This is a genomic window from Aeromonas sp. CD (assembly GCF_033349375.1).
In the GTDB taxonomy this organism is placed as follows: domain Bacteria; phylum Pseudomonadota; class Gammaproteobacteria; order Enterobacterales; family Aeromonadaceae; genus Aeromonas; species Aeromonas hydrophila.
The window spans coordinates 3,866,975-3,893,222 of sequence record NZ_CP137631.1; the positions used below are offsets into that span (position 1 = coordinate 3,866,975).

Annotated in this window: 28 protein-coding genes and 1 pseudogene; 9 read left to right on the forward strand and 20 right to left on the reverse strand. The window is 65.0% G+C overall.

Features of this window, described 5'->3' with window-relative positions; genetic code table 11:
* Positions 1 to 12: 12 nt before the first annotated feature.
* From R2E40_RS17855 to R2E40_RS17870, 4 genes are read right to left on the reverse strand one after another with little or no spacing between them, the layout of a single operon-like run.
* On the reverse strand, positions 13 to 261 hold the full coding sequence (locus R2E40_RS17855; protein WP_011707160.1) for an acyl carrier protein: 249 nt from the start codon (positions 259 to 261) through the stop codon (positions 13 to 15).
* Positions 262 to 264: 3 nt separating this feature from the next.
* Positions 265 to 531, reverse strand: a complete 267-nt coding sequence (locus R2E40_RS17860) for a phosphopantetheine-binding protein (protein WP_005297932.1) — start codon at positions 529 to 531, stop codon at positions 265 to 267.
* Positions 532 to 548: 17 nt separating this feature from the next.
* Positions 549 to 1,307, reverse strand: a complete 759-nt coding sequence (locus tag R2E40_RS17865) for a lysophospholipid acyltransferase family protein (RefSeq protein WP_016351793.1) — start codon at positions 1,305 to 1,307, stop codon at positions 549 to 551.
* Positions 1,292 to 2,005, reverse strand: coding sequence for a beta-ketoacyl synthase chain length factor (locus R2E40_RS17870; protein ID WP_318164042.1), 714 nt, complete (start codon positions 2,003 to 2,005; stop codon positions 1,292 to 1,294). Before R2E40_RS17870 ends, R2E40_RS17865 begins: the two co-directional genes overlap by 16 nt.
* Before the next feature lie 176 nt (positions 2,006 to 2,181).
* Between R2E40_RS17870 and R2E40_RS17875 the strand changes: the two genes are divergently transcribed.
* The 3 genes from R2E40_RS17875 to R2E40_RS17885 are packed head-to-tail and all read left to right on the forward strand — an operon-like array spanning position 2,182 to position 4,004.
* The gene (locus tag R2E40_RS17875) at positions 2,182 to 2,646 is read left to right on the forward strand and encodes a hypothetical protein (RefSeq protein WP_011707164.1); all 465 of its coding nucleotides are present in this window, start codon (positions 2,182 to 2,184) and stop codon (positions 2,644 to 2,646) included.
* An 18-nt stretch (positions 2,647 to 2,664) separates the two neighbouring features.
* Entirely contained in the window at positions 2,665 to 3,741 is a 1,077-nt protein-coding gene (locus R2E40_RS17880) for a class I SAM-dependent methyltransferase (RefSeq protein WP_318164043.1), read from the forward strand.
* Between the two features lie 47 nt (positions 3,742 to 3,788).
* Positions 3,789 to 4,004 carry a hypothetical protein gene (locus R2E40_RS17885; RefSeq protein WP_042065899.1) on the forward strand — a complete coding sequence of 72 codons (216 nt, stop codon included), beginning with the start codon at positions 3,789 to 3,791 and terminating at the stop codon, positions 4,002 to 4,004.
* A 45-nt stretch (positions 4,005 to 4,049) separates the two neighbouring features.
* Here the strand turns inward: R2E40_RS17885 and R2E40_RS17890 are convergent, their stop codons facing one another.
* Positions 4,050 to 4,805, reverse strand: coding sequence for a DNA/RNA non-specific endonuclease (locus tag R2E40_RS17890; RefSeq protein WP_318164044.1), 756 nt, complete (start codon positions 4,803 to 4,805; stop codon positions 4,050 to 4,052).
* Between the two features lie 242 nt (positions 4,806 to 5,047).
* Positions 5,048 to 6,025 (reverse strand): cytochrome-c peroxidase, encoded by a 978-nt coding sequence (locus R2E40_RS17895; RefSeq protein WP_158196775.1) that lies wholly within the window; start codon positions 6,023 to 6,025, stop codon positions 5,048 to 5,050.
* Between the two features lie 449 nt (positions 6,026 to 6,474).
* On the opposite strand from R2E40_RS17895, the gene R2E40_RS17900 reads away from it, so the two are divergent.
* Complete coding sequence (locus R2E40_RS17900; protein WP_318164045.1) at positions 6,475 to 7,200, forward strand: carbonic anhydrase family protein; 726 nt, start codon at positions 6,475 to 6,477, stop codon at positions 7,198 to 7,200.
* 73 nt (positions 7,201 to 7,273) lie between these two features.
* On the opposite strand, the gene R2E40_RS17905 is transcribed toward R2E40_RS17900, so the two are convergent.
* From R2E40_RS17905 to R2E40_RS17950, 10 genes are all read right to left on the reverse strand, one after another.
* Complete coding sequence (locus tag R2E40_RS17905; RefSeq protein ID WP_158196774.1) at positions 7,274 to 8,182, reverse strand: pseudouridine-5'-phosphate glycosidase; 909 nt, start codon at positions 8,180 to 8,182, stop codon at positions 7,274 to 7,276.
* On the reverse strand, positions 8,176 to 9,267 hold the full coding sequence (locus R2E40_RS17910; protein ID WP_257685534.1) for a PfkB family carbohydrate kinase: 1,092 nt from the start codon (positions 9,265 to 9,267) through the stop codon (positions 8,176 to 8,178). The genes R2E40_RS17905 and R2E40_RS17910 overlap by 7 nt, the downstream gene beginning before the upstream one ends.
* Positions 9,268 to 9,412: 145 nt before the next feature.
* The gene (nirD, locus tag R2E40_RS17915; protein ID WP_024943588.1) at positions 9,413 to 9,772 is read right to left on the reverse strand and encodes a nitrite reductase small subunit NirD; all 360 of its coding nucleotides are present in this window, start codon (positions 9,770 to 9,772) and stop codon (positions 9,413 to 9,415) included.
* A 149-nt stretch (positions 9,773 to 9,921) separates the two neighbouring features.
* Entirely contained in the window at positions 9,922 to 12,507 is a 2,586-nt protein-coding gene (gene nirB / locus R2E40_RS17920) for a nitrite reductase large subunit NirB (RefSeq protein WP_318164046.1), read from the reverse strand.
* Between the two features lie 25 nt (positions 12,508 to 12,532).
* A complete protein-coding gene (locus R2E40_RS17925) occupies positions 12,533 to 13,354 on the reverse strand; it encodes an ABC transporter ATP-binding protein (RefSeq protein WP_201885454.1) in 822 nt (273 codons plus the stop codon).
* Between the two features lie 34 nt (positions 13,355 to 13,388).
* The gene (locus R2E40_RS17930) at positions 13,389 to 14,333 is read right to left on the reverse strand and encodes an ABC transporter permease (RefSeq protein WP_318164047.1); all 945 of its coding nucleotides are present in this window, start codon (positions 14,331 to 14,333) and stop codon (positions 13,389 to 13,391) included.
* A 14-nt stretch (positions 14,334 to 14,347) separates the two neighbouring features.
* Positions 14,348 to 15,706 carry a CmpA/NrtA family ABC transporter substrate-binding protein gene (locus R2E40_RS17935; protein ID WP_318164048.1) on the reverse strand — a complete coding sequence of 453 codons (1,359 nt, stop codon included), beginning with the start codon at positions 15,704 to 15,706 and terminating at the stop codon, positions 14,348 to 14,350.
* A 437-nt stretch (positions 15,707 to 16,143) separates the two neighbouring features.
* A complete protein-coding gene (locus tag R2E40_RS17940) occupies positions 16,144 to 16,728 on the reverse strand; it encodes an ANTAR domain-containing response regulator (protein WP_318164049.1) in 585 nt (194 codons plus the stop codon).
* A 139-nt stretch (positions 16,729 to 16,867) separates the two neighbouring features.
* Positions 16,868 to 17,626 (reverse strand): uroporphyrinogen-III C-methyltransferase, encoded by a 759-nt coding sequence (cobA, locus tag R2E40_RS17945; RefSeq protein ID WP_318164050.1) that lies wholly within the window; start codon positions 17,624 to 17,626, stop codon positions 16,868 to 16,870.
* 22 nt (positions 17,627 to 17,648) lie between these two features.
* A complete protein-coding gene (locus tag R2E40_RS17950) occupies positions 17,649 to 20,285 on the reverse strand; it encodes a molybdopterin-dependent oxidoreductase (RefSeq protein ID WP_318164051.1) in 2,637 nt (878 codons plus the stop codon).
* 303 nt (positions 20,286 to 20,588) lie between these two features.
* Here R2E40_RS17950 and R2E40_RS17955 point away from each other — a divergent pair, with 303 nt between their 5' ends.
* The 4 genes and pseudogenes from R2E40_RS17955 to R2E40_RS17965 all read left to right on the forward strand — a co-directional run bounded on the left by R2E40_RS17955 (position 20,589) and on the right by R2E40_RS17965 (position 21,409).
* On the forward strand, positions 20,589 to 21,095 hold the full coding sequence (locus tag R2E40_RS17955; RefSeq protein ID WP_318164052.1) for an RNA methyltransferase: 507 nt from the start codon (positions 20,589 to 20,591) through the stop codon (positions 21,093 to 21,095).
* Positions 21,096 to 21,122: 27 nt separating this feature from the next.
* A pseudogene (locus R2E40_RS22945) lies at positions 21,123 to 21,200 on the forward strand (RNA methyltransferase); the annotation flags it as partial.
* A gap of 7 nt (positions 21,201 to 21,207) precedes the next feature.
* The gene (locus R2E40_RS17960; protein ID WP_318164053.1) at positions 21,208 to 21,306 is read left to right on the forward strand and encodes an RNA methyltransferase; all 99 of its coding nucleotides are present in this window, start codon (positions 21,208 to 21,210) and stop codon (positions 21,304 to 21,306) included.
* A 7-nt stretch (positions 21,307 to 21,313) separates the two neighbouring features.
* Positions 21,314 to 21,409, forward strand: coding sequence for an RNA methyltransferase (locus R2E40_RS17965; RefSeq protein WP_412055133.1), 96 nt, complete (start codon positions 21,314 to 21,316; stop codon positions 21,407 to 21,409).
* A 34-nt stretch (positions 21,410 to 21,443) separates the two neighbouring features.
* Here the strand turns inward: R2E40_RS17965 and R2E40_RS17970 are convergent, their stop codons facing one another.
* A complete protein-coding gene (locus R2E40_RS17970) occupies positions 21,444 to 22,184 on the reverse strand; it encodes a hypothetical protein (protein WP_318164054.1) in 741 nt (246 codons plus the stop codon).
* A 186-nt stretch (positions 22,185 to 22,370) separates the two neighbouring features.
* Between R2E40_RS17970 and R2E40_RS17975 the strand changes: the two genes are divergently transcribed.
* A complete protein-coding gene (locus R2E40_RS17975) occupies positions 22,371 to 22,802 on the forward strand; it encodes a universal stress protein (RefSeq protein WP_011707183.1) in 432 nt (143 codons plus the stop codon).
* 70 nt (positions 22,803 to 22,872) lie between these two features.
* Here the strand turns inward: R2E40_RS17975 and R2E40_RS17980 are convergent, their stop codons facing one another.
* From R2E40_RS17980 to proB, 3 genes are all read right to left on the reverse strand, one after another.
* Positions 22,873 to 23,508, reverse strand: coding sequence for a murein L,D-transpeptidase catalytic domain family protein (locus R2E40_RS17980; RefSeq protein ID WP_076360490.1), 636 nt, complete (start codon positions 23,506 to 23,508; stop codon positions 22,873 to 22,875).
* A 153-nt stretch (positions 23,509 to 23,661) separates the two neighbouring features.
* Positions 23,662 to 24,915 carry a glutamate-5-semialdehyde dehydrogenase gene (locus R2E40_RS17985; RefSeq protein ID WP_318164055.1) on the reverse strand — a complete coding sequence of 418 codons (1,254 nt, stop codon included), beginning with the start codon at positions 24,913 to 24,915 and terminating at the stop codon, positions 23,662 to 23,664.
* A 93-nt stretch (positions 24,916 to 25,008) separates the two neighbouring features.
* Complete coding sequence (gene proB, locus R2E40_RS17990; RefSeq protein WP_011707186.1) at positions 25,009 to 26,112, reverse strand: glutamate 5-kinase; 1,104 nt, start codon at positions 26,110 to 26,112, stop codon at positions 25,009 to 25,011.
* Between the last annotated feature and the right edge of the window lie 136 nt (positions 26,113 to 26,248).

Genomic DNA, 26,248 nt, shown 5'->3' on the forward strand with positions numbered 1-26,248 from the left:
CGTGCACCGGCATCAGGCGTCGGCCAGCAGACGCTCGACCGCATCCACCACGTCGTTGACGCTGCGCACCGACTTGAACTCCTCCGGCTTGATCTTCTTGCCGGTCAGCTTCTGCAGGTGCACCACCAGATCGATGGCATCGATGCTGTCGAGCTCGAGATCCTGATAGAGACGGGCCTCGGGGGTGATGGCCTCTTCGTCGACCTCGAACAGCTCGACGAGGGCAGCCTTGATCTGGGCAAAGATGTCGTCACGGGTCATGGCTCAGGCCTCCCCTTTCGACTGGGCCTGCACCAGCGCGACCAGCGCCGCGACGGAGGCGAAATGACGACGGGTATTTTCATCCTCGGCGGAGAGCACGATGCCGTAGCGGCCCTTGATGGCAAGGCCCAGCTCCAGCGCATCGATGGAGTCCAGCCCCAGGCCGTCACCGAACAGCGGCGCCTGACTGTCGATGTCGTCAGGGGTGAGCCCCTCGAGGTTGAGGCTGTCGATGATGAGTTGTTTTATCTCTAGATGCAGGTCTTGCATAACTGTTCCACATGCTGTCATTGAGGCCCCGGTTGCAGGGCCTGGGTGAGAAACCGGGTCAACTGGCGGGCGGCCAGCGCACTGCTCTGGCCGGTGGCGACCACCTCGTCCGCCGCCACTTGCTGCAGGAATTCTATGGTGAAAATCGGCTTATTTTCCGGGATCTTGAACCATTTGTCCTGCTTGGTGAGAAATCGGGTGCTGCAGTGGATCCGCACCAGTTGCAACGGCACCTGGCTGCGCACCGCCAGCTGGGCCGCACCGCGCTGCAGCTTGATGGGTTCGCCCGGAGTGGTGCGGGTTCCTTCCGGGAACACCAGCAGCAGGCCGCCGGCCCGGATCCGTGCCTGGCACAGGGCCAGCAGATCCTCCCCTGCCACGTTGGGCAGGTAGTCGGCCGCCCGTACCACGCCGCCGATGAAGGGGTTGCGCCAGAGGGACTGCTTGACGATGCAGTCGCACACCGGCATCTCGGCCGCCAGCATGACGTAATCGAGCAGGCTGGGGTGATTGGCCACCACCAAGGCGCCACGCAGGTGAGCGGGCATGCCGCTCACGCGGTAATCGAGCACCCCCCAGCCACGCAGCACGCCGAGAAACAGCCGAAAGCTGTGGCGAATGGTGAGCTGGGCCAGGGTACGACGCCGCTCGCCGCGCAGACAGAGCGCCAGCAGCGGAAACCAGAACAGGGAGAGCAGCAGACCGCCCACCCCGAACAGGGTGAAGCCCAGAGCCGTGCCGATCAGCCGCCAACCCCGATTCAGCAACGCTGCCATGTCCACTCCTGACGGTCGTCAGCGAGGAGCAGGGTCGGCTCGCCTCGCAGCAGGGCACGCCAGCAGGCCAGACTCTGGGGCAGCGGGCGGGCGGCCGACTCGACGGTGCGACACGCCCCCGCGCAGCGCCACTCTTCGCCCGCCGTCAGCACCAGCCCCAGCGCGTAGGGTGGTGCCTCCTCCGCCAACCAGGGGCGGTGAAACGCGGGCACCGGCCCCTCGAAGGCCACCAGCAACACCCGACGGGCACCGGCCTGCAGGGCGCAGACCGCTTCGGTCAGGCCCGCCATCAGGCTGTTCTCCCCCGCGGCCAGCGAGGTCATGGGGATGGCGGCCTTGCCCTGAATGGAGCAGAGTCCGGCGGCGGTGTTGTGCACCGACATGGAGAAATCGGTGGGCGACAACGCCTGCCCGTCCGCCAACGCCTGCAGCAGGGTCATGGAGCGGGCCAGCTCGCCGTGGCGGCTGACGAAGACGGCACTGTCTATCTGGTGGCGGGCCAGCAGGCTCAGCCCCACCTGCACCGCCAGCCGGGCGCCCTGACTCAGGCGGCGCGCCATCATCATCGGCAGCAAGGGGGTGGCGGGAAACGGCGGGTCGACCGGCCAGCGGCCCTGCTGCGCCCACGCCTGCCAGGCAGCCTCATCGGCCAGACCGGGTGACAGGGCCTGACTATCCAGCAGCGAGAAAGAGAGCATGTTTCGGGCAACCTGTCCTTACATCGATGGGTGGACGCGAAGACGATAAAAGGCACTCACCCGGCGGGCAGTGCCTGCTCCACGACATTGAATGGCGTCATCGGCTTAATACCGGCGGATAATACCATTATTCATCAAAAATAATAGCCAGCGCAGATTATCAACCGCCTTGGTGATTGAAAATAAACTATTTGTGTTGTCTCATTGCCACGCCCAAATTGATGAATATCCTTCCCAAGGAAAATATTATGAAACTCATTAATAAAATATCCCTGCTGCTGGCCTGTGCCCTGCTTGCCGCCTGCTCCACCAGCCAGCCAATTCGCAATATGGCAGCCAATCCGGTGCCCTTCAATCTGACCGAAGAACAGGTGGCCAATGCCATTATTACGGCCGGCATCAGCAAGAGCTGGGTAATGCGCCAGGAGCAGCCAGGACTAATTCGAGGCCAGGTCAATGTGCGCCAGCATCAGGCGGTGATCAATATTCCTTATAGCGCTCGCGATTATTCCATTAATTATGTGAGCAGCGTCAATCTGGACGACAAAGGCAAGGGCAGCATCCACCGCAGTTATAACCGCTGGGTACTGGGTCTGAACCAGGCCATTCAGGCGGAACTCGCCCGCACCCAGAGCCGCTGATCCGGCAGGAGCCACCCCGTGAATCACTATCAGGCGGATCCCTACAACGCGCTGGAAGCCATCAGCGAGGCCCAGAAAATCGCCTTCGGGCCCATGCTGTTTCAGGCCAGCTGGTGCCTGCGTGAAACCGGGGTATTGGCCTATCTCGAGACCCGCGGCTCCCAGGGGGCCGCGCTGGCCGACATCGCCCAGGCGTGTCAGCTCAGCGAATACGGCGCCGGCGTGCTGCTGGACATGGGGCTCGGCGGCGGACTCTGCTATCTGAGCGAGGAGCACTATGTGCTGGGCCGGGTCGGCAAATACCTGCTGCACGACGCCATGAGCCGGGTCAATCTCGACTTCACCCAGCACGTCTGCTATCAGCCCCTCGCCCACCTGCTCGACGCCATCCGCGACGGCACCCCGGCCGGTCTGCAGGAGTTCGGCCCCTGGCAGACCCTCTATCCGCACCTGAGCGAGCTGCCTGAACCGGCCCGCCGCAGCTGGTTCGCCTTCGATCACTTCTACTCCGACTGGGCCTTCCAGCAGGCACAGGACAAGGTGTTCGGCTACGAGCCGCGCCACCTCTACGATCTGGGCGGCAACACCGGCAAGTGGGCCATCGCCTGCGCTAGGCGGGATCCGGCGCTGCAGGTCACCATCCTGGACTTGCCCGAGCAGCTGGCGCTGGCCCGCCGCAACATCGAGGAGGCGGGGCTGGCGGCGCGGGTGCATGGCCACCCGGTGGATCTGCTGCAGGCGGGCCCCCTGCCCGGCGAGGCGGATATCTGGTGGATGAGCCAGTTTCTCGACTGCTTCAGCCACGCGCAGATCGTCGCCATCCTGAACCGGGTCCGGCTGGCCATGAAACCGGACGCCCGGGTCTGCATCCTGGAGCTGTTCTGGGACAGGCAATCCTTTGAAGCCGCCAGTTTCAGTCTCAACGCCACCTCCCTTTACTTCACCTGTCTGGCCAACGGCAACAGCCGCTTCTACCACTCCAAACAGCTGTACCAGTGCCTGCGCGAGGCCCACTTTCACGTGGAGGCCGAGCACGAGATCCCGGGGCCCGGCCACACCCTGCTGGTTGCCCGCCCGTTGCACACGAGGCCATAATGCCGCCATCGGCATGGAGATGATGATGAAACGAAAAGGAGCACGGCATGAGGCGTGACTGCATGACCCTGATGGCGATCGGCCTGGTTCTGGGCAGCCTGCTCGGCGGCTGCGCCGACATCAAGGAGGCGGGCAGAACAGTGGGGCACACCACCCGCAACGTGACCCGCGAGATTGGCCACACCACCCGCGACGTGACCCGGGAGATCGGCCACGGCACCCGGGATACCGTCAAGAAGGTCGGGGATGAACTGAGCAAATGAAAACAGGGGCCGCGGCCCCTGTTTTCATGATGCTCATGACCAGGCTCAGTTGCCCCACATGGCCATCAGCTGAGACTCCATGGCCTCTTCCTGCTCATCCGGCAGCTCGGCGAAGAAGTCCAGCCCGGTCTGCTCCTCCACCGCATCCACCGTCACTATGTAGTCTGCCAGCTTGCTGGCCGACACGTTCTGCTGCGGCAGGATGAAGGCGATCGCCTCCTTGTTGGCCACATCCATCACCACCCGGTAATAGGCGTGGGGCACGGTCACGCCGTTGCCGATGGAGGCGTCGGAGTTGGTGAAGATGGGGCCGGTGATCACATAGACATCCTGATAGGCGATGGCCCACTGCCGGGTCTTCTCTTCCAGGATGCGCCAGGCCCCCTGGTTGAGCGCCGGCAGTTGCGGGGTCATGTTGGTCAGCAGGAAGCTCTGCTTCATGGTGGTGGCGGTGGAGCGCATGTCCGCAGCCGGTGCCTGATGGCCGCGGTCATAACCTGAGCCCTTGTAGTCGGCCAGGGTGGCGCGGAACTGCACCGGCACCTCCTTGTCCTCGGCAAAGGCATCCTTGCGCGGCACCTGGCCCTGGGCGCTGGTGGCCGTCATTCGATAAGAGACCCAGTCAGAGACCTTGGTGTCGTAGTTGTAACCGGCGGCATAGCCGTCCCGGCACAGCAGTTGACTGGATTGGCTGGGCACCCCGAGCTTGACGTGATCCTTGCATTGGAAGCCCGCCGCCAGGCTCGGGAAGGTGGTGAGAGTGAATCCGATAGCCAGAACTAATTTATTGATATTATTCATTATTATGCCACTCCTTGTATTAGGCGGAGTGATTTGACACCAGGTCGGATGAGTAAGGCAATCGAACAAATTGTGAGCGTGTCGGAAATGTGAAGAGGGCTGCAAATCGGTAAAATCGCCGTCGCCAGCTGGGGGATTGTCATCCCTTTGTCATTGTGTAGTGCAGTAACTTCGAGAGACTTATCAGATAGATAGGAACAAAAAAGCGGAGCCGGTGGCTCCGCTGTAATCATCACTCCCGCTCAGCTCTTGACCTGAGGCCTGGGGGTATCGGGTTGGGAGGGCGGCAGAATAGGCAACACTATCTGCGGCTGCTCGCCGGTCAGGCTCTTGAGGTAGGCGGTCATGTCGTCCGCCTCCTGCTCGCTCAGGGTCTGGCCGAGCTGGATGTCCGCCATGACCTGCACCGCCTCCTTCAGATCCCACACCGAGCCGTCGTGGAAGTAGGGATAGGTCAGCTCGATGTTGCGCAGGGTCGGCACCTTGAACCAGCCGATGAACTGCTTCTCGCCGGTCACCCCCCCGCGTCCCTGGGCCGGGTTGTCGGTCTTGAACGGCTTCACCAGCCCCATCTTCTGGTAGGAGTTGCCGCCGATGGCCACCCCGTTGTGGCAGGCGGTGCAGCCCTTCTCCTTGAACAGCTGATAGCCCTTCAGCTGCTGCGCGGTCAGCGCCTTGGCATCCCCCTTCAGCCAGCGATCAAACGGCGCATTGGGGGTGACCAGGGTCTCCTCGAAGGCGGCGATGGCATCGGTCACCTCGTCGATGCCGAAGTCCGCCTTGCCGTACACGGCGCTGAACCGGGCCCGGTACTCGGGCAGGGTGTGCAGGGTCTCCACCGCCAGCTTGTGGGTGAAGGCCATCTCCAGCGGGTTCTCGATGGGGCCCGCCGCCTGCGCCTGCAGATCCTTGGCGCGCCCATCCCAGAACTGCACGAAGTTGAGGCTGGAGTTGAGCACGGTGGGCGAGTTGATTGGCCCCTCCTTCCACTTGTGGCCGAGGGAACTGACCTGGTTGTCTACCCCGCCGGTGGCCAGGTTGTGGCAGGAGTTGCAGGAGATGGCGTTGGATTTGGAGAGCCGCGGCTCGAAGAACAGCATCTTGCCCAGCTCGACTTTTTCCGGTGCGCTCACCTTGGCCGCTTCCACCGGCTGGATCGGCTCGTTCGCCCACCCCATCCCTGGCAGGCCCAGCGCCAGCAACAGACAATATTTATTCATTTTTTCTCTCTCCCTTGTGGCTGTGCATAACAGCAGCCTCAGCCTGCCCGGGAAAGCCTGTGCATTATTTGTTCAAGATCAAATGAGACCAACAAAAACCATATTAAAAACAATGAATTAATATATTGCAGACGGACTGATGGCGGGGACTTGCGCGGCAAAAAAGAGCTGAATTCCGATGAGTGAATTATGAGCAAATTCATCTGCGATAACAGCCAATTAATTAGATTGCTGTCATTGAATAAAGCGATTATTCAATATGCAGGCGTGACCGCCCATTATTTAGATTCATCTTGAATGCATCATAAATATCGTCGGCGATCACCCAGCCAATAATAAAAATACCGTCTGATCTTCTGTATCCCGCAATTCAGATGATGCCTTCCGTTATTTCCTCGTCAATGCAGGAAACGGATCGCCGTGCTTTTCAATCAAGATAAGGATGTATGATGAGAAAGTCCCTGTTGGCCGCCGCCCTGTTGCTCTGCCCCGCCGCCTTCGCCGCCCCCCCCCATTGGGAATACAGCGGTGAGGCCGGCCCGGCGCAATGGGCCAGACTGACCCCGGAATTTGGCCAGTGCGCGGGCAGCAACCAGTCGCCGGTCAACCTCGACGGTCTGGTCGAGGCCAAGCTGGCCCCGCTGGAGTTTCACTACCTGGCAGGGGGCCGCAGCGTCACCAACAACGGCCACACGGTGCAGGTCGACTATGCCCCGGGCAGCCGCCTTGAGCTCGACGGCATGCGCTTTGAGCTCAAGCAGTTCCACTTCCACGCCCCCAGCGAAAACCTCATCAAGGGCCACTCCTATCCGCTGGAGGGGCACCTGGTGCATGCCAACGCCAAGGGTGAGCTGGCGGTGGTGGCGGTGATGTTCGAGCCGGGCCAGGCCAATGCTGCCCTGAGCCAGGCCTGGCAGGTGCTGCCAGCCAAAACGGGAGCGAGTCACGCCTTCAAGGAACCGATCTCGGCCGAACAACTGCTGCCCATCAAACGCGACTACTACCGCTTCAGCGGCTCGCTGACCACCCCGCCCTGCTCGGAAGGGGTCCGCTGGCTGGTGATGAAGCAGCCGGTGCAGGTGAGTCAGGCCCAGATCGACGCCTTCAAGGCGGTGATGCACCACCCCAACAACCGCCCCGTGCAGCCGCTGCACGGTCGACTGGTGCTGCAATAACGCCCCCGGCAACTCACAGAGCCAACATAAAAAAAGAGGGCCCGCGGGCCCTCTTTTTTGTTGCGACAGCGGATCAGAGGCTGGCGGCGATGCGCGCCCCCAGCGCGGCGTTGTTCAGTACCAGCTGAATGTTGGCCGCCAGCGAGTTGCCGCCGGTCAGTTCGCACACCCGGGCCAGCAGGAAGGGGGTGGACTCCTTGCCCTTCACCCCCTGCTCGTCCGCCTCTCGCAGTGCCTGGGCAATGGCAGCGTCGATGTCGGCCTTCGGCATGGCAAACTGGGTCGGGATCGGGTTGGCCACCACGGCGCCGCCCGCCAGCCCCAGCTCCCACTTGAGGCGCAGCGCCTCGGCGATCGCCGCCGGGCTCTCGAGGCGGTAATCCACCTTGAAGCCGCTCTCGCGGGTGTAGAAGGCGGGCAGCTCCTCGGTCTGGTAGCCGATCACCGGCACGCCCTGGGTCTCCAGGTACTCCAGGGTCAGGCCGATGTCGAGGATCGACTTGGCACCGGCGCAGACCACCGCCACCGGGGTCTGGGCGAACTCCTGCAGGTCAGCCGAGATGTCGAAGGTCTCCTGGGCACCGCGGTGCACCCCGCCGATGCCGCCGGTGGCGAACACCCGGATCCCGGCCATGGCGGCAATGATCATGGTAGAAGCCACCGTGGTCGCCCCCAGCCCCTTGTTGGCCAGCACGAAGGGAATGTCGCGGCGGCTGCACTTGGTGGCGGCATGACCGGCCCGGCCCAGCGCTTCCAGCGCCCCCTCATCCAGACCCACCTTGAGGCGGCCATCCAGGATGGCGATGGTGGCCGGCACGGCGCCGTTGTCGCGCACCACCTGCTCTACCTGGCGCGCCGTCTCCACGTTCTGCGGATAGGGCATGCCGTGGGAGATGATGGTGGACTCCAGGGCCACCACCGGCTTGCCGGCAGCAAGGGCTTCAGCGACGACCGGTTGGATATCGAGGTAAGCGTTCAACATGGGTACTCCTCCAGCATGCGTTCAACGGCGGCCTTGGATAGGCCGGAAAAGACGGTATCGGAACAATTGACGGTGAGGGCGGCACAACCGAGGGCGAACCGGGTTGTCTCCATGATGCCCTGCTCCTGCAACCAGGCGTGGGCCAGCCCTGCCATGAAGGCATCGCCGCCGCCGGTCACGTTGACGACCGGGCTGCCGAGCACGGGCAGATGGCCCTGGCACTCCCCGTCGCTATAGAAAATTCCCTGATCGCCGAGGCTCAGGAACAGCCGCTGCACCCCGGCGCGGTGGAACCAGGCCGCCGCCATGGGCCAGGTGTCGGATCCCTCGATGGTGAAGCCGCACAGCTGCTCCGCCTCGCTGCGGTTGGGTTTGAGGGTGTGGATGCGGTGCAGCCAGGGGCGGATCTTCTCCACCTTGGCCACCGAGACGGTGTCGACGAAGATGATGTGCTCACCCTGGCGCTCGAACAGCCAGTCGAGGGTGTGGGTGGCGAGGTTGGTGTCGAGCACCCAGAGCCGGGCCGCGCCGAGAAAACCGCTCAAGGGGGTGAGCCGGGCCGGGGTGAGCTGCTCGATGATTGCCATGTCGTTGACGGCGCAGCTCATCTCGCCGCTGCCATCGTGCAGGCTCAAGTAACAGGAGGTCGCCTGCCCATCCAGCATCAGCACCTGGCGCACGTCGACGCCGGCACGCTGGGTCACGTCCAGCAGATGATGGCCGTATTGATCGTTGCCCACCGCGCTCAGCAGCCGGGTGTCGGTGCCAAGCCGAGCCAGGTTCTCGGCGATGTTGCGCCCCACCCCGCCGGCCGAGGTGCGTACCTTGCCGGGGTTGGAGTCGCCGATGCGCAGGTTGTCGTGGCTGCAGCCGCAGATATCCATGTTGGCGCCGCCGATCACCACGGCGTAGGGCCCTTCGCGCAGCACGTAACCACGCCCCTGCACATAGCCCTGGCGCATCAGGCTGGAGATATGGCTCGCCAGCGCCGAGCGGCTGATGCCGAGCCTGTCTGCCAGCTCCTGCTGGGCAATCATGGGGTCCTGGCGCAGCAGGGCGAGGATCTCTTGCTCACGTTCCGTCATAGACAAACATCCAGTTACAAACGTTTGTCCATTATTTCCGAAAAACGTTTACCCGCCATCGCCTCGTGCAAAAATTGTCGACTTGCGCACAAAAAATCACCGGGCAAAACCCGGTGACAGGAAAACGGTTTTCAGATGGTGCCATTCACCCCAGCAACACCCAGACCTCGCCGGCACTGTGCATCACCGGCCAGCAGGCGACCCGCAATGCCGGGTCGTCCAGGCAGCGGCCATCTGCCAGGGCGTAACGCTGCTTGTAGAGCGGCGAGGCCACTACCGGCTCGCCGTCGCAATCCCCCACCAGGCCGCGGCCCAGTACCGCCACCCCGGTCAGGGGATCCACCGCGTCCAGCGCATAGACCCGCTCGCCAAGCCGGAACAGCGCCAGCGCTCTGCCCCCCAGCCAGGCGCTGCGCCCCGCCTGCTCCGGCAGGGCGGCCAGCTCGCATGCCCGCAGCCACTCGCCATGCTCCGATGGCAACATATCGTCCTTGAGTCTGTTCATCCCATTCTCCCGTTCCTTATGACTGCTGCCCAACTCACAGCTACCGTTCATACCCTCTCCTTGATGCCGATGGCTGGCTTGCAACCCGCTGACCCCGTTCATACCCTCTCCTTGATGGTGATGGCTGGTGTGCAACCCGCTAACCCGGTTCATACCACCGCCTTGACTGCGATATCCGGCACCCACTGACCCCGCTCCTCTCGCCGTGGCGGCGTCTGATCCTCGGGCCGGTTGACGAAGGCCTCGAACAGTTTGAGCTTGTCCGGATCCGCCAAGGTGCTCTTCCACTCGCACTGCCAGCTGCCGACTATCCCCTCCATCATGGCCTCCAGCTCGGCGCCGATGCCGAGCCGGTCCTCGATGATCACCGACTTGAGGTAGTCGAGCCCCCCCTCCATGCCCTCCATCCAGACCGAGGTGCGCTGTAGCCGATCGCCGGTGCGCACGTAGAACATCAGCAACCGGTCGATATAGCGGATCAGGGTCTGCTCGTCGAGGTCGGTGGCGAACAGGTCGGCGTGGCGCGGCCGCATGCCGCCGTTACCGCACACATAGAGGTTCCAGCCCCGCTCGGTGGCGATGACGCCGATGTCCTTGCTCTGGGCCTCGGCGCACTCCCGGGTGCAGCCGGAGACCGCAAACTTCAGCTTGTGGGGAGCCCGCAACCCCTTGTAGCGGTGCTCCAGGGTCTGGGTCAGGGTCATGGAGTCCTGCACCCCGTAGCGGCACCAGGTCGAGCCGACGCAGGACTTCACGGTGCGCACCGACTTGCCGTAGGCCTGACCGGTCTCGAACCCCGCCGCCACCAGCTCGCCCCAGATGGCGGGCAGCTGGTCGACCCGGGCGCCGAACAGATCGATGCGCTGGCCACCGGTGATCTTGGTGTAGAGGCCGTACTTGCGCGCCACCTCCCCGATGGTGATGAGGCCGTCCGGGGTGATCTCCCCGCCCGGGATGCGCGGCACCACCGAGTAGGTGCCGTCCTTTTGCAGGTTGGCGAGGAAGGCGTCGTTGGTATCCTGCAAGCCGCGGTGGGGCTGCGCCAGCACATGCTCGTTCCACAGCGACGCCAGGATGGAGGCGACCGTCGGCCGGCAGACGTCGCAGCCAAGGCCATGGCCGTGTTTGTCGCGCAGCGCCTCGAAGCTCTTCAGCTTGCCAACCCTGGCCAGGTGATAGAGTTCCTGGCGGCTGTGGGCGAAGTGCTCGCACAACCCCTTGTCCGCCTCAACCCCGAGATCCTCCAGGGTCTGCTCCACCACCTGCTTGAGCAGGTTGCCGCAGCCGCCGCAGCCGGTGCCCGCTTTGGTGCAGCTCTTCACCGCCGCCAGCTCGTGATTGCCCGCCTTGACGGCGGCCACCACGGCTCCCTTGCTGACGTTGTGGCAGGAGCAGAGGATGGCGCTGTCCGGCAGCACCAGGGGCGCCGCCGCGCCGCCCGCCGCCCCCACCAGCAGGGAGAGCGGCGGCTGGGGCAGTGCCACCCCATTCTGGTAGTACTGCAGCAGCCGCTCATAATCGGCACCGTCCCCCACCAGGATGGCGCCGAGCAGCCGGCTCCCCTCGCCGTCGGTCACCAGCTTCTTGTAGATGCCGTTGACCCTGTCCAGCAACAGCAGCTCCTGGGCCCCGGCGGTGCTGGCGTGGGCGTCGCCGATGGAACCCACGTCCACCCCCATCAGCTTGAGCTTGGTAGACATGTCCGCCCCCGCGAAGCGGCTCTCGCCGCCGCACAGGCTGGCTACGGCGGCCCGGGCCATCTGGTAGCCGGGGGCCACCAGCCCGAAGATGCGGCCCTGCCAGAGCGCACATTCGCCGATGGCGAGGATGGCGGGATCCGAGCTGTGGCAGCCGTCGTCGATGCAGATGCCGCCGCGCTCGCCGACGCTCAACCCGGCCTGCCGGGCCAGCCCGTCGGCGGGTCGGATGCCGGCCGAGAACAGCAGCACATCGGTCTCCAGGTGAGAGCCATCCTTGAAGCGCAGCCGGTGGCGGGCCTGCTCCCCATCCTCGATGCACTCGGTGGCCTTCTCCACCAGCACCTCGACCCCGAGCGCCCGGATCTTGTCCCGCAGCACGGCGCCGCCGCTCTCGTCGAGCTGCACCGGCATCAGCCTGGGGGCGAACTCCACCACCCGGGTGCTGAGCCCGAGCAGGCGCAAAGCGTTGGCCGCTTCCAGCCCCAGCAGGCCGCCGCCGATCACCACGCCGCTGCGCGCCCCGGCGCAGGCCTCGCGGATGGCGGCGAGATCTCCCAGGGTACGGTAGACGAAGCAACCGGCCCGCTGATGGCCGGGAATGGGGGGCACGAAGGGGACCGAGCCGGTCGCCAGCACCAGTCGGTCGTAACCGAACTGCTCGCCACAGGCCAGGGTCAGGGTGCGGGTGGCTCTGTCCAGCACCTCCACCTCGGCCCCCAGCCGCAACGCTATGCCCTGCGCCTCGTACCAAGCGGGATCCGCCATCCGCAGCGCCTCGGGCGCCTTGCCGCCGAATACCTCGGAGAGGTGCACCCTGTCGTAGGCGGAGTCCGGCTCAGCGCCGAATACCGTCACCTCGAAACGCTCGAGGCCACCGGCAGCCACCAGCTGCTCGACAAAGTGGTGACCCACCATGCCGTTGCCTACCACCAGCAGCCGCTGTTTCTCCATCCTCTCGGACGACTCGACGCAGTGATGGTCCATCTCATCATCCATGCCGTTACCCACCACCTGCACTCTCTGCTTGTTGTCCATATTTCTCTTCCTTGAATAGATGGGCTCAGGCCCGGCGCTGGCTGCGAACTGGCTCGGCCACCTTGAGGGGCGTCACCTTGCGCTGCTTCTCGTAGAGGAAGCGCAGCACCTGCTGGCGCAGCTTGTGATAGTGACCATCGTCCGCCAGGGCCACCCTGTCCCTGGGCCTTGGCAGGTCCACGGTCAGGATCTCGCCGACGGTGGCACTGGGGCCATTGGTCATCATAACGATGCGATCGGAGAGCAGCACCGCCTCGTCCACGTCGTGGGTGATCATGATGACGGTATTGCCGAGCTCGGCCTGGATCGCCATCAGGGCGTCTTGCAGATGGGCACGGGTCAGGGCATCGAGGGCACCGAACGGCTCGTCCATCAGCAGCACCTTGGGGGAGAGCGACAGGGCGCGGGCGATGCCGACCCGCTGCTTCATCCCCCCCGACAGCTCGTGGGGCATCTTCTGGCTGGCGTGCTCCATCTGCACCAGGGAGAGGTAGTAGTCCACCCGCTCCGCCACCGCCCGCCGGTTCGGCTCAACCTGCCCCACCGCCAGCGCCACGTTCTGCCGGACGCTGAGCCAGGGCAGCAGGGCATGGTTCTGGAACACCATGGCCCGCTCCGGGCCCGGCCCCGCCACCTCGCGCCCGTCGAGGATGATGCCCCCCGTGGTGGGCTCCAGCAGCCCGGCCACCAGGTTGAGCACGGTACTCTTGCCGCAGCCGGAGTGACCGATGAGGGAGACGAACTCCCCCCGCTCGATGCGCAGGTTGACCCGGCTGAGGGCCTCGAAGCGCCCCTGCTCCGTCTCGAACGAGATGCCGACGTCGCTTAACTGCAGATAACTCTTCATTGGCTCTTCTCCCGCCTGAATATGGAATTGGTTGTTAACGCAGCACCTGGCGCTTGTCCCAGGACAACCACTGCTGCAGGGCCAGCATGCCTTTGTCCAGGGCGCAACCGATGAGGCCAATGGTGATCACCGCCACCATGATGCGAGCCAGCGAGGCCGAGCCGCCGCTCTGGAACTCGTCCCACACGAACTTGCCGAGCCCCGGGTTCTGGGCCAGCATCTCCGCCGCGATCAGCACCATCCAGGCCACCCCCAGGGAGAGCCGCAGCCCGGTGAAGATCATGGGCAGGGCGCCGGGCAGCACGATGCGCCGCACGTGAGTCACAAACGACAGCCGCAGCACCCGGCTGACGTTGTGCAGATCCCGGTCCAGCCCCGCCACCCCGACGGCGGTGTTGATCAGGGTCGGCCAGAGGGAGCAGAGGGTCACCGTCAGCGCCGAGGTGAGAAAGGACTTGGCAAGCCAGGGAGTGGGGCTGGCGTAGAGGGCGCTCACCACCAGGGTGATGAGCGGCAGCCAGGCCAGGGGCGACACCGGTTTGAGCAGCTGGATCACCGGGTTGGCGGCGCGATAGAGCCCCTGATTCATGCCAAGCAGTACGCCGCACGGGATGGCGATCAGGGTCGCCAGGCCAAAGCCGCACAGCACGGTGAGCAGGCTGGTCCCTATCTGATCGAAGAAGGTGGGGCGTCCTGTGTAGGGACGCAACTTCACCTCGGCCGCCGGATCCGCGGCCAGCCGCTCGGCGTTGCGCACCCGCTGGCGCTCGAGGAAGGCGTTCGCCTTCTCCCGCTCGGCCAGGTGATCCTGACCCAGCGACCAGAGCTGGCTGGCGGTGGCGAGCGGCCCCGGCAACGTGCCCAGGCTGGTCTGTACCTGGCTCGCCCCCCACTGCCAGAGGCCGAGGAACAGCAGCATACCCAGCAGGGGCTGCACCAGGGTTTTCCAATCAATGACTTTCCACTGATGTCGTTTCATTGCGCGCTCCTCGCTCATTGCACCCGCTCATCGCCCTTGAGGCCGATGGCGAACTGCTGCAGATAGGCGTTGGGGTGGCGGCCGTCGTAGATGAGGCCGTCGATGAAGCCATCCTGAGGGCCGCGATAGCCCTGCTCGCTGGCAAAGTCGGGGAAGTCCTGCGCCTTGAGCTTGCCCTCGGCGATCAGCGCCTCGGCGGCCTGGCGGTAGACCTCGGGTTGATACACCGCCTTGGCCACCTGCTCGAACCAGGCATCCGGCTTGGCCTCGGGGATCTGGCCCCAGCGCCGCATCTGGGTCAGATACCAGATGGCGTCCGAGTAGTAGGGGTAGGTAGCGTGATGGCGAAAGAAGACGTTGAAGTCCGGCAGCTGGCGCACGTCCCCCTTGCCGTACTCGAAGGTGCCGGTCATGGAGCTGGCGATCACCGCCTCGTCGGCCCCCACGTACTCGGGCTTTGCCAAGAGTCTGGCCGCCTCGCGCCGGTTGCCGTTCTGCTCGGCATCCAGCCACCAGGCCGCCCGCAGCAGCGCCTTCACCAGCCGGATGTGGGCGTTGGGGTGGCGCTCGGCCCACTGCCGGGTGACGCCGAACACCTTCTCCGGGTTGTTGCGCCAGATCTCCTGATCGGTGATGACCGGCACCCCGATCCCCTTGGCAAGCGCCTGCTGATTCCAGGGCTCCCCCACGCTGTAGCCGGCGATGGTGCCCGCCTCCAGGGTGGCAGGCATCTGCGGTGGCGGGGTGACTGACAGCAGCACATCCGCCTGGCGCTGGCCCGAGTTGTCCCCCAGTTTGGGCGCATAGAAACCGGGATTCAGGCCGCCGGCCGCCAGCCAGTACCTGAGCTCGTAGTTGTGGGGGGAGACGGGGAACACCATTCCCATGTTGAACGGCTTGCCCGCCTGCCGGTATTGCTCCACCACCGGCTTGAGGGCGGCGGCACTCACCGGCGCCGGCACCTTGCCCGCCACCGGCTTGGGCAGTTGGGTCGCCATGGCTGCCCACACCGGCTTGGCCACCGTGATGGCGTTGCCGTTGAGATCCATGGCAAACGCCGTCACCAACTCGGCCTGGGTGCCGATGCCGATGTGGGCCGCCAGGGGCTGGCCCGCCAACATCTGGGCGCCGTCCAGCTCGCCATCGATCACCCGATCCAGCAGGATCTTCCAGTTCGCCTGGGCCTCGAGGGTGACATAGAGCCCTTCGTCCTCGAAATAGCCCCGCTCATAGGCCACCGCCAGCGGCGCCATGTCGGTCAGCTTGATGAAGCCGAGCTTGATCTCCTCCTGCTCGGGCGCCCCCACCACGGCCAGCGCCGGCAGTGACAGCACCGCCAGCAGCATCCCCGCACATCCTTGTCGTCTGTTCATGCCATTCCCTCGCTCGGTTCCTGTTCCGGGCTGCCGCCCGCCTGCCTCGTTGCAGGATGACGACCAAAAAAAAGCCCCACCGATCCGGGATCGGTGAGGCTTCTTTGCCCTGTTGCCGGTGGAGCCTTGCGGCCTCACCACTGCGTCTTGTTCTGTCTGTTCGTTAATTCACTTTCCGTGCCAATCTGACCGAACCACCGTTGGCGGGCCCTGAGCGGCCCGGGCGCCCATTCCCTCTCCGTTTCTGCGCCTCAATGAGGCGCAGTTGCACCAAAACGGTTTGCCAGTCCCTTCAGAACCGGTTCGCGATCTGTCACGAGAGGTCGTCAGCAAGGTAAAGAGCAGCGCAGGAACCGGAGTTTATAGACATAAATGAGGATTCCGAGCAGCACATGAGCCTTGATCACGGCCTCGCAGTAGGAGCGTGGACCCGGTTCTCAGGCGGGCAATGCCTGCAGCAGTTGCCGTGCCAGCTCCCCCAGGCTCAGGTGGCGGCTCATGGCGGTGCTGCGCATCAGCCGGTAGGCCTGCTCCTCGTCCAGCCCCTGATGGCGCATCAGCCGCCCCTTGGCCTGCTCGATCAACCGCCGCTCCACCAGTTGCTGGCGCAGCTCGCTTTCGGTTCGGGCCAGCGCCTGCACCATGGCCAGCTGGCTGCGGGCGAGGCGCAGCCACTGCTCCACCGGCTCCTTCTCCCCGCACGGGTGGGGCACCAGCAAGACTCCCTGTTGCAGCAAGGCCTGCTGCGCCTCGCCCCCCAGCCGCTCGCAGAACAGCAGGCGCGGCATGTCAGGCCAGAGGGAGAGACCGAGCCGCGTCTCGGCGTCGAAACGGCGACTGCTGACGAGCAGGGCATCTCCCTGCCCATCCGGGCTCAGCAGCTGGCGAGCGTCGAGGATCCTGGGCTGATGGCCATACTGGCTGACCAAGAGGGCCAGCCGGTTGGCCTGACCCGGCTCGTCGGCGTGGATCAGCAGTCGGGAAACGGGGCCAGCGGGGCCCCCTGAAGTGAGAATGGTCATGGCGCTCCTTGCCAACGGCATTCGATTGGTCTGCCACCACTGTGGTCTGTCACCACAGAGGCAACATGAGCGCCAACTGTTTGAATCTACCCCCTTTTTATTCCTCTGGAGGTAGTAGAGGTAGAGAGGGAACGGCGGCTCAGGCCACCCGATCCAGCGCCTGTCCCAGCAGGCCCTGCAGCTCGGCGCGCAGGCGCACCACCTCCCCCATGATCATCAGCACCGGGCTTTGGCCGAGCAGGGCCCCGGCGGCCTGCGCCAGCCCGTCCAGCCGGGTCGCATGCACCTGCTGGCGGGCGCTGCAACCGGCCACCACCAGCGCCACCGGCAACTCAGGTGAGGCACCGGCCGCCAGCAACCCCTGCCGGATCTCGGCCGCCCGCTCCAGCCCCATGTAGAACACCAGGGTGTGACCGGCCCGGGTCAGTCCCTGCCAGCCCTGATAGTCCCGCTCGTCCATCAGGTGGCCGGTGACCAGAGTCAGGGAACGGGCCAGCCCCCTGTGGGTCAGCGGGATCAGGCTGCTGGCGGCGCAGCCGAGCGCCGCCGTGATGCCGGGCACCAGCTCGGCGGCGATGCCGTGGCGCGCCAGGTGCAGTGCCTCCTCGCCGCCACGACCGAACACCAGGGGATCGCCCCCCTTGAGCCGCACCACCCGCTTGCCAGTGCGAGCCAGCGCCAGCAGCAGGGCGTTGATCTGCGCCTGACTCGGGCTCGGCTCGCCACAGCGCTTGCCCACGTCGAAGCGGGCCGCCCCCTGGGGAATGCGGGCCAGGATCTCCTCTCCCACCAGGCGGTCATAGACCACCACCTCCGCCGCCTCGATCCGCTGCAGCGCACGCAGGGTCAACAATTCGAGCGGACCGGGACCGGCCCCTACCAGACTGATTTGGCTCATCACAGACTCCTTGTATCCCGTCTTAAACGGTGGCGATAAAAACATGCTTGATCAACAGCTTGTCGATCTCTGGCAGGCAGGTTCCGCAGTTGCTGCCGCAGCCGAGCAGGGCCTGCAGCCCCGCCAGCTCGCTCACTCCCTGCCGCACGATGGCGTCGACGATGCGCTGCTCCGACACCCGCAGACAGGAGCAGATCAGCCGGCTCTCCCCCAGCAGGGCCGCGCTCAGGGTCTGGCTCAGGGCTCCCGCCTGCAGCGGGGTGCCGAGCAGACTCGCCAGCAGCTCGACCTTGATGTCCGGGCGCCGATCCCCCACCAGCAACAGGCCGTCGATGCGATCCCCGGCCAGCGCCACGGCGAGCCAGCCCGACGCCAGCGGCAGTCGCAGCCAGCGCCCCTGGGTTGCCAGCCGCTGCCACAGGGCGTCGGGCGCCTCTGACCAGGAGGCCAGCAGGGTGCAGTTGCCTTCCGGCAACGGGCGCCTGGCCCACCAGTCCAGCGGCTCGCCCCAGTCTCGCCGACCGAGCCAGAGCCCCTGCCAGCGAGTCGGCTGCGGCTCGGCCCACACCCGGCCCTGCTTGAACATGGGCTGGCCGGAGAGGGGATCCACCACCGCGGCAATGAGGCGATTGACCGCCCCCAGACTGCACTGGCTGTCGGTCCAGTGCATGGGCAGGAAGGCCTCCCCCTCCCTGAGCCCCTCGTCCAGCCCGACCAGCAGCCGCGCCTCCCCGAGCGCATTGTAGAGGCGCACCAGATCCCCCTCCTTGAGCCCCAGCGCCAGCAGGCTGGCGGCGCCGAGCAGCACCCTGGGCCATGGCTCGGCCTCCTGCAGGCGCGGTACGTGGCCGGTGCGGGTCATGGTGTGCCACTGATCCCGCAGCCGACCGGTATTGAGTAACAAGGAGAGGCCCGCCAGCGGCTGCACCGCTTCTGGCGCGGCGGCAGGCTCGGGAGGAAAGAACTGGGCCAGGGGCAGCAGACGGGCGCGGCCATCCGGGGTGGCGAAGCTCCCGTCCTCGAACAACCGGGCCCGGCCCCGTGGCCAGCGAGCATTGACCGGCCAGCTCAGGGGCGCCAGCGCCTCGAACTCGGCGCGGCTGAGATGCGCCAGCCCGGAGATGTCGAACTGGCGTTGCCCCTCGTTCTCAAAACCCGACAGGGCTGCATGCTCACAGAAGATGTCGTGCTCGTGCTCATAGGCAAACCCTTCGCCGAAGCCGAGCCGACGAGCCAGCTGGGTCAGCGCCCACCAGTCGGGTCTGGCCTCCCCCGGCAGGGGCAGGAAGGCGCGCTGGCGGCTGATGGTCCGCTCCGAGTTGGTGACGGTGCCGCTCTTCTCCCCCCAGGCGGCGGCGGGCAGCAGCAGGTGGGCGAGGCGCGCCGTGTCGGTGTTGGCGGTCACCTCGGAGACCACCAGCAGCTCGCAGCGAGCCAGCGCCTCGCGCACCCGGTTGCCGTCGGGCAGGGAGACTGCCGGGTTGGTGCCGAGTACCCAGAGTGCGCGGATCTCCCCCCGGTGCACCTCCTCAAACAGCTCGACCGCCTTGTGGCCAGGGCCACCCACCATGGTCGGGCTCTGCCAGAAACGCTGCACCCGATCGAGCTCGGCCTCGCCAAAGCCCATGTGGGCCGCCAGCTGGGTCGCCAGCCCGCCCACCTCGCGCCCGCCCATGGCGTTGGGTTGCCCCGTCATGGAGAAGGGGGCCGCCCCCGGCTTGCCGATGCGCCCGCACAGCAGATGGGCGTTGATGATGGCGTTGGCCTTGTCCACCCCCTGGTTGGACTGGTTGATCCCCTGGCAGAACAGGCTGACCGTTTTGGGGGTGCTGGCAAACAGCCGGTAGAAGCCGAGCAGATCCCCCAGCGCCAGATCGCAGCGCTGGGCCACCGCCTCCAGCTGCCAGGCCGGGTCATCCAGCGCCGCCGCCAGCGCCTCGAAGCCGCTCACATGGCGCGCCACGTAATCCTTGTCCCAACCGTCGTGATCGAGCAGATAGCGGCACAGACCGTTCCACAGCGCCACGTCGCTGCCGGGCCTGAGGGCGAGGTGCAGGTCCCCCTGCTCCGCCGTCATGGTGCGGCGTGGGTCCAGCACCACCAGCCTGAGCTCGGGGCGCCGCGCCCGCGCCTGCTGCAGACGACGAAACAGCACGGGGTGGGTCCAGGCGGTGTTGGCGCCGGTGATCACCACCAGATCCGCCAGCTCCAGATCCTCGTAACAGGCCGGCACCAGATCCTCGCCGAAGGCACGCTGATGGGCCGCCACCGCCGACGACATGCAGAGCCGGGAGTTGGTATCCACGTTGGCGCTGCCGAGATACCCCTTCATCAGCTTGTTGGCGACGTAGTAATCCTCGGTGGTGAGCTGGCCCGACAGGTAGATGCCGATGGCCTGTGGGCCGGATTCGGCCAGAATGGCGGCGAAACGCTCCGCCAGGGTATCCAGGGCCTGCTCCCAGCCGATGCGCTGCCCCAGCCAGCGCGGATAGAGCAGGCGATCGGGAAAGTCCAGACTCTCCAGCAGGCTGGCCCCCTTGACGCACAGAGCACCCGCGTTGGCCGGATGCCCCTCATCCCCCTGCAACTGCCAGCCATCTCCCTCCCGGCTCAGCCGGATGCCGCAGCCCACTCCACAATAGGCACAGGTGGTGTTCATTCCCTTGCTCCTCGTCGTCCGACTCCCCATCCCTGGGTCGCCGCTGCCATGGCCCATAAAAAAAGCGCCCGCCCCCGCAGGGGACGGACGCCTTTGTCCGGATAAGCCGCATTTACTCTCTCCTGGGATAACTGCAAGCCCCGCGCCAGGATGCAAGGTGCGCCTGGACGGCGATCGGCAGCGAGCGGCTGCGCCGGGACGGTGCAAGCGCCCCCTTGTTGGGCCCGTCAGGCGGGAGTTCATACCCAGGCTGGGCAAGGGGCGGTGCGGGAGTATAATGCGGCCGCCACAGAGGAGAGCGAGATGAGAGAGTCAGACCACGAATGCCTGCCACCACAGGGGAGCGAGCCGGAAGCGCACGGCGACGCAGGCTATTGCTGTATCGGGCTGGTCAACCCCAAGTCACCGGAGAACGTGGGGGCCGTGATGCGGGCCGCCGGCTGCTACGGGGCGGACGAGGTCTACTACACCGGCAACCGCTTCGAGCTGGCGCGCCGCTTCGCCACCGATACCAAGCAGATGGTGGAGAAGATCCCCCTGCTCGGGGTCGACGATCTGATGGAGATGGTGCCGGCCGGCTGCACGCCGGTGCTGGTGGATCTGATCGAGGGGGCCACCTCGCTGCCGGATTATGTGCACCCGGCGCGCGCCTTCTACATCTTCGGCCCGGAGGACGGTACCCTGGATCCCGCCCACTTCAAGGCGGTGCAGGAAGTGATCTACGTCCCGACGCACGGTTGCATGAATCTGGCGGCATCGGTCAACGTGATCCTCTATGACCGGCTGGCCAAGCGGCTGCGTGCCAAGTAAGCAGCAGAGGCTCTACGTAGCCAACCCAAGGGCTGCATGAACCTGGCGGCCTCGGTCAACGTGATCCTCTACGACCGGCTGGCCAAGCAACTGCGTGCCAAGTAAGCAGCAGATGCTCTACGTAACCATACCCCAGGGCTACATAAATCTGGCAGCCTCGGTCAACGTGATCCTCTATGACCGGCTGGCCAAGCAGCTGCGCGCCAAGTAAGCAGCAGGTGTTCTACGTAACCACACACAAGGGCTGCATGAACCTGGCGGCCTCGGTCAACGTGATCCTCTATGACCGGCTGGCCAAGCAACCGAGACGCTGACAAAAAAGCTCCTGAACAGGTAGCGCAGGGCGCTTTAGTTGCCAGGGGCTAGCCTCTGTTCCTGCTGTTCGATGAAATCGCGGTAGTAGTCATAAAGCCGGTAGCGTCGGTAGATCTCGGCCAGGGTGCCGTGTCGCACCAGGTTGACCATACCTTGATCCCAGAGCTGTTGCAGGCTGCGCCCCTTCTCGGTATCGGTAAAGATGGGGTAAGTCGGGATCCAGCGCAGGAAGATGCGCTGCATGTTGGCGGGAATGGAGTCCGCCGAGTAGAGCACCCCGGCAGTCAGGTAGTAGCGATAGCGCTCCTTGGCCAGCAACTGCAGCGCCATGTCGTGGCTGTCGATCTCGTGCCAGCGCATGGAGACCGGTATGTACTTGTCAAAGGCCCAACCCCGCAGCCATACCACCCCCTGCCCGCTCAAGCTGTGTTCCCCTTGCCACTGGGGCCGCCACTTCTTGAGCATCAGCACCGTCAGATCATCGGCCGAGGCGGGATGGTGGGGTTGCAGCACGCCGCTCACCTCATCCCGATAGACCCCCATCGCCATGTCGCCCCCTTTCTGGGCGATCACCGCCAGGGCCCGCTTGTAGGGCACGATACGCGGCATGACCTGGTAACCGTTGGGCTGATAGATGGCCCGCACTATGTCCAGATAGACGCCCCTGCCATCCGGCTGGCAGAAGCCAGGCCAGTCATCGCAATAAACATCGAGGGGATCGGCCCGACCCGGCCAGCAAATCAGCAACGTCAATGAAAGCAACAAACGAATCATGTCTTACCGTTTCTCCGCAGGCGATGCCGTTTGCAGACGCGCCCATACCATTCCTCATGATATGAAGATCTACCGGCAACGCACCTCTTTTTCCCGGTTTTGCGAGCGAGTCGAGGGTTATTGCCCGCTGAATCGGTATTATTGACAATAAGATTCATTAGTAACCCAACATAGGGGAGCCTTCATATGCCATCCATTAAAACCCTGCTCTGTCCGGTCGATTTTTCCCAGATGTCACAAGCCGTGCTCGACTATGCCGTATTCATGGCCCAGAGCCACAAGGCCGAACTCAAACTGGTCCACGTGGTGGATCAACTGCACGGCTTCGACAGCTACAAGATCCTGCACATGACCGCCATCGAGATCACCCACGAGATGGAGCGTCAGGCCAAGAGCCAGATGAAGGAGCTGATCGCCAGCCTGCCGATTCCGGCCACCTTCGAGGTGCGTTTCGGTCGCGCCGCCGACGAGATCGTCGTGCAGGCCAAGGAAGAGAAAGCCGACCTGGTGGTGATGGGCAGCCACGGCCGCTCCGGCATCAGCCATCTGCTGGTAGGCAGCGTGGCCGAGTCCGTGGTGCGCCATGCCCCCTGCCCCGTGCTGGTGGTGCGCAAGTAGCCGCCACGCCAGACTCACTGCAAAAGGCCAGCATTTGCTGGCCTTTTCTATTTAGGCTCCCGGGCCGGCCTCAGCCGTGGGCGTAGATGACACTGCCCCCCTTGATGATGTCGATGATGGCCCTGGATTGCTCCTTGGGCAGTGCGGGGCAGCCCCAGCTGCGGCCCAGCTTGTCATATTTGCGCAGATGGCGCGGGCTGGCATAGTCGGCGCCGTGCACCACGATGGCCCGCTTGCGGGCATTGCTGTTCTGGCCCGGGCTCAAACCATCGAGGCGCAACGAATAGCCGTGCTTGCCCTGATAGGTCTCGGCGGTGCGATAGACCCCGAGCGAGCTCTTCATGGAGTTGAACTGGTTGGAAAACTGGTTGGCGGCCAGCTCGCCCGAGTTGCGGCCATGGCTGACCCAGGTGTGGTAGAGCAGCTTGTGGCGCTTCACGTCGATGACGAACAGCCGGCGCATGGTCGAGGGTTTACTGTAGTCGATGATGGTGAGAATGGGTTTGCGCTTGTGGCGCACGCTCTGGTAACTGGTGATGGCCTTGCGAAATACCTGTTTGTCGAGCTTGCCGGCCAGCCCCAACTGGCGGTAGAGATCCTGATCCCAGCTGGCGTGGCTGTTGCTGCTGAAGCAGAGCGCCCCCAGCAGCAGCGGCAACCCCAGCCAGAGCGCGCCCCAACGCTTCATCCAATCTGTTTGCTTCATCCTTGAATCTGCTCCCGTTTTTGTGGCTAGCGCAGCGCTCAAAATATCGCCACACCTCGCTGGATAGTTATATGCAAGCCCCTGATAGCAGGCAAGAAAAAAGCAAAAAAATGCCGACCTGAGTCGGCATCTTCACACAGGACCACAAAGGCGTCAGGCGCGACTCAGATAGTCCGCCAATCCCACCCACTTGTAGCTGGTGAGTTCGGTCAACCCCATGGGGCCGCGGGCGTGCAGCATCTGGGTCGAGACCGCCACCTCGGCGCCCAGCCCGAACTGGCCACCGTCGGTGAAGCGGGTGGAGGCGTTGACGTAGACCGCCGCCGAACCGGCCCCGTTGACGAACCGCTCGGCATTGGCCAGATCGTTGGTGAGGATGGCATCGGAGTGGCCGGCGTTGTGCTCGCGCATATGGGCCAACGCCTCGTTCACATCCGCCACCAGCTTGACCCCCAGGGTCAGCGAGAGCCACTCGGTATCGAAGTCTTCCGGGCCGGCGGCACGCAGGCTGTCGGCGCCCGCCAGCAGCGGCATGGCCTCCGGGGTCGCGACCAGGGCCACCTTGCGCTCGTTCATCAGGCCCACCAGCTGCGGCAGCAGGGTCGCGGCGACCTTCTCGTGCACCAGCAGGCTGTCGAGGGCATTGCAGGCGGAGGGGCGCTGCACCTTGGCGTTGTCGATGACCGCCAGGGAGCGCGCCAGATCGGCGCTCTCGTCCACGAAGATGTGGCTGATGCCGAAACCGCCGATGATCACCGGAATGGAACTGTTCTCCTTGCACATCTTGTGCAGCCCGGCGCCGCCGCGGGGGATGATCATGTCCACGTAGCGATCGAGGCGCAGCAGCTCGCCCACCAGCGCCCGATCCGGGTTGTCGATGTATTGCACCGCATCGCGCGGCAGGCCGGAGGCCGCCAGCGCGCTCTGGATCACCCGCACCAGCTCCAGGTTGGAGTGGAAAGTTTCGCGGCCGCCACGCAGTATGCTGGCGTTGCCGGTCTTGAGGCAGAGGCTGGCGATGTCGATGGTGACGTTGGGACGCGCCTCGTAGATGACGCCGATGACGCCGATGGGCACCCGGCGGCGGGAGAGGCGCAGGCCGTTCTCCAGCACCCGGCTGTCGATTTCGGCCCCGACCGGATCGTCCAGAGAGATCACCTTGCGCACGTCCGCCACGATACCGGCCAGCCGGGCCGGGTTGAGCAGCAGCCGATCCAGCATGGCGTCTGACAAACCCGCCGCACGGCCGGCGGCGATGTCTTTCTCGTTGGCGGCCAGGATCTGGTGGCTGCGTGCCTCCAGCTCGTCGGCGATGGCGGCCAGCGCCCGGTTCTTCTGCGCCGTGCTGACGGTGGCCAGCTGATAGGCGGCTTCACGGGCCGCCAGCCCCATTTTCTCCAGACTCATCTCTCTTCCCTTTGGTTCTTGCGGGGCCGCCCGATGGTGGCGTCCCCCCTTATCTTGATGTGCCGCTGCCCTTGCGTGGCAGCGGCTGGCGACTCACAGCAGCACCATATCGTCGCGGTGGATGGCCACGGCACCGTAGCCGTAACCCAGCACCTGTTCGATGTTGTCCGAATGGACGCCGCGCAGCTTGTCCAGCTCCAGATGATTGTAACGGCAGATGCCACGCGCCAGCTCGGCCCCCTTGGGGTCGAGAATGCGCACCACGTCGCCACGCACAAAATCGCCTTTCACCGCCACTATGCCCTTGGGCAGCAGGCTGGAGCCCTTCTCCTGCATGGCGGCCACGGCGCCCTGATCCACCTGCACTTCGCCGTGGGGAGGAGGCCCTGCCAGGATCCAGCTCTTGCGCCCTTCCAGCGGCGACGCCAGCGCCGGGAACAGGGTGCCGATGCGCTCGCCCTTGGCGAGACGGCCGACCACTTCCGGCATCTGGCCAGTGGCGATCACCACGTTGACGCCGGCGCGGCGCGCCACGTCGGCGGCCTGCAGCTTGGTGGCCATGCCGCCGGTACCGAGCCCGCTGACGCTGTCACCCGCCAGCTTGCGCAGGGTGTCGTCGATGGTCTGTACCTCTTCGATGAGCTGGGCATCCGGGTTGGTACGGGGATCGGCGGTGAACAGCCCCTTCTGGTCGGTGAGCAGGATCAGCAGATCCGCATCGGCCAGGATGGCGGCGCGAGCGGAGAGGTTGTCGTTGTCGCCCACCTTGATCTCAGCGGTCGCCACCGCGTCGTTCTCGTTGATGACCGGGATGATGCGGTGATCGAGCAGGGTACGCAGGGTGTCGCGGGCATTGAGGTAACGCTCCCTGTCCTCCAGATCGGCGCGGGTCAGCAGCATCTGACCGATGTGCAGCCCATAGAGGTTGAACAGATCCTGCCATACCCGGATCAGCTGGGTCTGGCCGACGGCCGCCAGCATCTGCTTGTTGGGCAGGGTTGGCGCCAATGGAGGGTGGCCCAGATGCTCACGGCCGGCGGCGATGGCCCCCGAGGTGACCACCACGACCCTGTGGCCGTGACGGTGCAAGGCTGCACACTGTCTGACCAGCTCAACCATGTGGGCACGATTGAGCTGGGAAGATCCCCCGGTGAGCACGCTGGTGCCCAGTTTGACGACTATGGTTCTGTTTTCCATGGGAGCAAAAAGGCTGAAATATAAGGAATCCCTTTATACCCACGGCCCTGTTGCCCTGCAAGGCAATTAACACCAGGGCAGCGGCGGGGGCAGGCAAAGCGGAGCAAGCGGCAAAGAAACGCCCCGCCAGCCGATG